Consider the following 525-nt stretch of genomic DNA (forward strand, 5'->3'; position numbering starts at 1 on the left):
GGTCAGGTCGAGGCATTGATCGGCCGCGCCGACCTGTTCGGCGGCCAGGGCGGCCCAGGCGACCGCGCGCAGGCGGGCCGTGATCGCATCCGCATCACCGCCCAGCCGGGTGGCCGCCGCGCCGTCGAAGGCGACGGTGCTCAGGCGCCGGGTCGGATCCATGGTCCGGACGACGGTGCGGGTGACTCCCGCTGCGGTGGCATCGATTTCGTAGAGCCCGTCGGCCGTCACCACCAGCAGGGTGTCGGCATTGACGCCGTCCAGGACGTAGTGCGCCGTTCCTGTCAGGGTGCCGCCGTCCGCCCGCACGGCGTATTCCGCCGCCGCGTTTGCGTGTGCCCCCGTGGCCCAGCCCTTGTCGTCCGCCCAGCACACCGCGAGCGTCCGGGTACCCTCGGCGACACCGGGCAGCAATCGTTGCGCCGCATCGGCATCACCCGTCGCGAGCAGCGCCTGGACGCCGAGCACCGCCGACCCGAGCATCGGCGGGTTGTGCAGCGTGCGCCCGAGTTCCTCGAGCACCAC

Annotated in this window: 1 protein-coding gene; it reads right to left on the reverse strand. The window is 73.0% G+C overall.

The window, feature by feature from the left end:
* On the reverse strand, window positions 1-525 hold a 525-nt coding region (locus ON19_RS02725; protein WP_043686153.1), incomplete at both ends, for a hypothetical protein.

This window comes from Nocardia abscessus NBRC 100374, assembly GCF_000308455.1.
GTDB classification, from domain to species: Bacteria; Actinomycetota; Actinomycetes; order Mycobacteriales; family Mycobacteriaceae; genus Nocardia; species Nocardia abscessus.